The organism is Neptuniibacter sp. UBA6509, assembly GCA_002435145.1.
Classification (GTDB): domain Bacteria; phylum Pseudomonadota; class Gammaproteobacteria; order Pseudomonadales; family Balneatricaceae; genus Neptuniibacter.
Window position 1 is genome coordinate 1 of sequence record DJLT01000047.1, and the last position, 4773, is coordinate 4773.

A 4773-nucleotide genomic window follows, 5' to 3' on the forward strand; every position below is an offset into this window, starting at 1 on the left:
GCAGAGTTAGAAGCCATAAAGCCTAATTGGTTTGAAGGCAGTATCACGATTAAGGGGCTGAAGGCCGAAGCTGATACTAAGCCCGCTTTAGCTGTGAATCATTTTAATGTTGATATTGATTACTCATTGCTGAGCGAACAGCGGATTTTATTAACCAATATTGCATTACAAGAAGCCAATGTCGGTATTAAAGAGGAGGGCGAACACTTATGGTTAGGCCCTCTCGATTTGAATGGTTTTAAGGGTAAAGAGCAGCAGGAAGATAAGACTGAGTCACCGGAAGAACCTTCTCAATGGAGTGTTGGCATACAGCAGTTACAGCTTAGCGATATTGATTGGCGTACTGATATCGCAGGCCAGAAGCACCATCTTAGATTAGAAACAGGGCATTTGGCGGACTTTTATCTTTGGGATCAAGAACAGCCGGTTTCTATTGATTTAAAGGGCGCGTTAAATGGAGCGCCTCTAGTTTTGGAATCAAGCTCTAAGCCCTTGCCTGATGAGAAAAGCTCGGAGTTGAAAGTTAACCTTAAAAACTTTCCCCTACATAGTGTGACGGCAGTTTTTCTACCAAAACTTCGTGCTCATATTGATCTAGATTTAATGATTAAAGCCCGAAGTAATATTGGTAGTCACGTTAGCAGCGTTTCTCAGTCAGGATCATTACGCGTTCGTGATTTTAGTTTTGAGCAGGATGGCTTCCAAGTTAAACACAAACGTTTTGCATGGGATGGATCAGTCGATTTGGGGCTGACTGGCAATGAATTAACTTCCTTAGTTACTGCCGGTGAGTTAAAGCTGAATAATTTAAACTTGCGACAAGCAACGAACCAAGTTGAATTAGCAGACCTAGCAGTAAAATCTAATGTATCGATGAAAGGCCTTAAGCAGATAAAGGTTTCAGGTCTGGTGGTTGATGCTAAGGGGTTAGCGTTACAACAGGGCAAACAACGTGTTCAGGTTGATTCAATAGCACTTCAGGGGGCAGCTGAGAGTCAAGATTTAAGCGTATGGGATGCTAATTTAGCTAATGCTGCATTTGGGGGAGTTGATCTGTCTGTCGCGGGTGAGAGCCTCATCTCTTTAGCAAACTTAAAGCTAGCGGGCCTAGCGCTGCAGCATACAGAGCAGATCAAATTATCCTCTATTGAGGCACGCCAGCTCAAAGTGCAAGGCAAAGGCGGTGTCTTTACACAATGGAATAATATAAATGCGCAAGATATAGCGTTCAAGCAACTCAGTGATTTGAGTATTAGTCAGCTTAACTTGCGCGATAGTAATACCCGTGTATTGCTATCCTCTGAAAGGGGATTAACAGATCTTGATTGGTTGTTGGCACGTTTAACATCGGCACCAAACAATGCGTCCAAGGGAAGCGCCGATGATAAGCAGGCTAAACCTGTTCGTGTGAAGCTAAACCAGATGAATCTAAAGGGTAAAAACTTAATTCAGATTGTTGATGGTGGCGTTACACCTGCTTTCAAAACACAGCTTGATGTCAGTCGTTTAAATTTACGAAGTATAGATACCGGATCTAAAGGCAAAACATCTTTTGATTTAAAAGCGAAGAGTAAGTTTTCTACGATCTCTGCTCAGGGGGCTATTGAGCTCTTTAGTGGTAACTATGCTGGAAACTGGGATGCTGAAATTAAGGGATTGGAACTTCCGCAAGTAAGTGCTTACTCTCTCCATTACACTGGATATTATTTACAAAATGGTCAGCTAAGTTTAACAACGAAAGGAACCATTAAAGGGCGCAAGCTAGACGGTACGTCGGATATTCGCCTGAATAAATTGGAAGTTGAAGCGCGTGATGGGGAGCTTAGTGGAGAGTTCGATCAGAAAGTGTCGATGCCTTTAGGCACTGCAATTATGATTTTGCAGGATAATGATGACAATATAGATCTGCAAATTCCGTTAGATGGCTCGTTAGATGACCCTCAGTTTGGGTATCAAGCGGTGATTAATAAACTAGCGGGTAAAGGTCTGAAAAATGCGGCAATGGGTTACTTAACCAAAGCATTACAGCCTTTTGGCGCTTTGATTTCGATTAGTCAGATGGTCATGGATGCTCAAGAGAAAGGCTCGTTTATTACTTTGCAGCCGGTCTTATTTAAACCTGCCCAGGCCAACCTATCAGCAGAGTCAACACAGTATATGGCGAAGCTTGCGGAGATGATGCGTGAGCGTAAGGGTATGCGTTTAAATATATGCGGCAAGGTTGTTGAAGCGGATCAGCCTCTTATCTGGGAAGCATTGGTTGATGAGAATAAAAAGAGAAAGAACCCACTTGATGAAGATAGTTTGCGTTTGGAACTGCCGGGTAAATTAACTCAGCTTGCAGAGCAGCGTAATGATGTCGTTAAAGGTGAACTTTCACAAAAGCTAGGTGTTGATATTGAAAGACTGTTTAGCTGTTACCCTAAGCTTGAACTGAGTTCTAAAGATAAACCGCAGGCGACATTAGGTTTGTAATATAACGTTCCGTAATGGTTAGTTGTATATCTTATGCAATTAATGATCATTCGATCAAAAAAGATTGAACTGAACTGGGAGAGTAGAGTCAGACAAAGTACAGATAGATATTTAAATTATAGAAAGGTACTTTGTTATGAATAATCAATATAAAGCATTCGCGTTTACTTTACTGCTTTTTCCATTTGTTAACGCTTCTGCAGATACAGGCCCAATTGAACTTTTATATGGCTACAATAGCTCCGAAAGCATGACGAGCCAGATGGTAAAAAGTGAAGAGAAGGCAAGCGGTAAAATGGATCAAATGGAAATGGTTAACCGAAAAATGGAGGAACAGCCTACCGCTGCTGGCCCTATGACTAAAAGTACTCATAAGACGGTTAAAGACGCCTACGGTCACTCTATACATTCTAATTGGTAGATATTACCGCCTTTGCTATCTTCGTATGATATTTGTATAAAGGTAGCAGGGGCCATGCTGTATAACTCTGTGCTTGTCTGGCTGAACTGATACTCATTGAGGTTGATGCAGATGTTGAGCAAGGTCACAGGTTTTTATCATAAGAAATTATTACACATTTCAGTAGTCGCTCTTCTTTATCTTCACAATCCTGCCCACGCAGGGCATTTCCAAAAAATTCTACCGCCTGCTTTTATGAAAAAGATCCAGCGTGAACAGGGCCAAGAAACCATTCAGCGTTTTAGTCGTTGGCAACAACTTCTTGTTACTTCTATTGCACTTACTGATAGAGAAAAGCTGGAGTTGGTGAACAACTTCTTTAATGAAATGAAGTGGGTGGATGATCAAGAACTCTGGGGCCGTAAGGATTATTGGGCGACGCCCATAGAAAGTTTAATTAAAAATGCTGGAGACTGTGAAGACTTTTCAATAGCTAAATATTTCACATTGCTAGAAATGGGGGTCGAGGCTGAAAAGTTAAGTATCTCTTATGTTGTGTACCAAAAGGATAATGGAGCACATATGGTACTGACATATTTTGAAGCAAAAGATTCCGTTCCGCTCATTTTAGATAATGTTGAGAATCAGATATTACAAGAAACGCAGAGGAGCGATATAACTCCGATTTATCATCTTAATAGTGGTGGTGTTTGGAATGCTAATTCTCCTAGTGAGCGCTTAGGTAGTACTGTAGAAATAAAACCATGGAAAGCAATGCTGGATCGTATGAGAAATCACTCCCTTTCTTAATGTATGCTGTTTTATATTCTAAAGAACTTTGTTGGTTTATGAATGCAAAAAACTGTTTTTCTTATGTTTATCGGTTAGCTCTTATATAAGGTTATGGCTAACGTTTTCATTTACGTATTGTGCACTTTACTCTCCCTGAATTAAGAGTGGCTACTAAGTGTATGGTAGCTTTTTTCTATACTTTGCTGTCGATGACTTACCCAACTGATCAGCATGAATAGCGCCCCGCTTATCATAGGCAAACTTATCCACAGGTAGGGATGTAGTACAGGGTCAAGTTTCAATAATTGCTGATGAATGGGCCATAAACATAGTTCGGTAATGATAACGGCTAATAGTCCACTGATACTGCCAATCAAGCCCATCTCTAAGCGGTCTAGTTGTTTGCACTGCTGTGAGCTCGCACCTAAGGTTTGAAGTAGGGCGTTTTCATAGCGCCTTTGTTCTAGCTCTTGAGTCAACGTGACATAAAGTAAGACAAGCCCCGCGCTTGTTGTCAGCAGCATAAGCAGGCTTGAAAGCAGGGATAAACGGCTCAGCAGCTGTTGTAGCTGATCGAGTACCTGCCGAACATCAATAAGCGTGAGTGTTGGAAATTGGCTAATTAGTTCTCGGCTAACATTGGGGCTATGTTCCCCTAAATGAAAACTAGTGAGATAGCTCGCAGAGAAACTTTCGAGCTGGCCTGGCGAGAATATAAAGTAGAAATTGGGCTGGAATGAATCCCACTTAACCGTACGAAAACTGTTAATAGGCGCGCTAATTTCGCGACCTGCAATATTAAAGCTGACTTCATCCCCTAATTTCAGCCCAAGCTCCTTGGCTAATTTTTCCTCTATTGAAACGCTGTTAGCTTTGTTCCAGTTCCCTGATGTTAGCGTGTTGTGCTGAGGCAAATCGGCGGTCGCAGTTAAATTAAGCTCGCGATTAAGTGAAGGGTGCTGTTGTTGTTTCTGAGTTAACGCTTCAGATAAATCGAGCCCGTTAACTTTGCTTAGGCGACCTCGGTAAATTGGCCATAGCGGGTTGTTTAGCTTATGGCTATTTAAGAGGCTTTCGACCTCTGTTTTTTCCCACTCTTGAATATT

4 protein-coding genes are annotated in these 4773 nt (G+C 41.6%); 3 read left to right on the plus strand and 1 reads right to left on the minus strand.

What is annotated here, in order from left to right; genetic code table 11:
• The 3 genes from B4K11_RS06480 to B4K11_RS06490 form a co-directional block, all read left to right on the plus strand.
• The coding region (locus B4K11_RS06480; RefSeq protein WP_292959292.1) for a DUF748 domain-containing protein at positions 1-2475 on the plus strand (2475 nt) is incomplete at its 5' end.
• Positions 2476-2611: 136 nt separating this feature from the next.
• Positions 2612-2896, plus strand: coding sequence for a hypothetical protein (locus B4K11_RS06485; RefSeq protein ID WP_292955047.1), 285 nt, complete (start codon positions 2612-2614; stop codon positions 2894-2896).
• A 111-nt stretch (positions 2897-3007) separates the two neighbouring features.
• Positions 3008-3685, plus strand: a complete 678-nt coding sequence (locus tag B4K11_RS06490; RefSeq protein ID WP_292955045.1) for a transglutaminase-like cysteine peptidase — start codon at positions 3008-3010, stop codon at positions 3683-3685.
• 140 nt (positions 3686-3825) lie between these two features.
• Here the strand turns inward: B4K11_RS06490 and B4K11_RS06495 are convergent.
• Positions 3826-4773: ABC transporter permease (locus B4K11_RS06495; protein ID WP_349680085.1), on the minus strand; the 948-nt coding region annotated here is incomplete at its 5' end.

Bases quoted from the DNA above. Each gene is read 5' to 3' on its own strand.
- B4K11_RS06485 (WP_292955047.1), top strand. From the start codon at position 2,612: ATGAATAATCAATATAAAGCATTCGCGTTTACTTTACTGCTTTTTCCA.
- B4K11_RS06490 (WP_292955045.1), top strand. From the start codon at position 3,008: ATGTTGAGCAAGGTCACAGGTTTTTATCATAAGAAATTATTACACATT.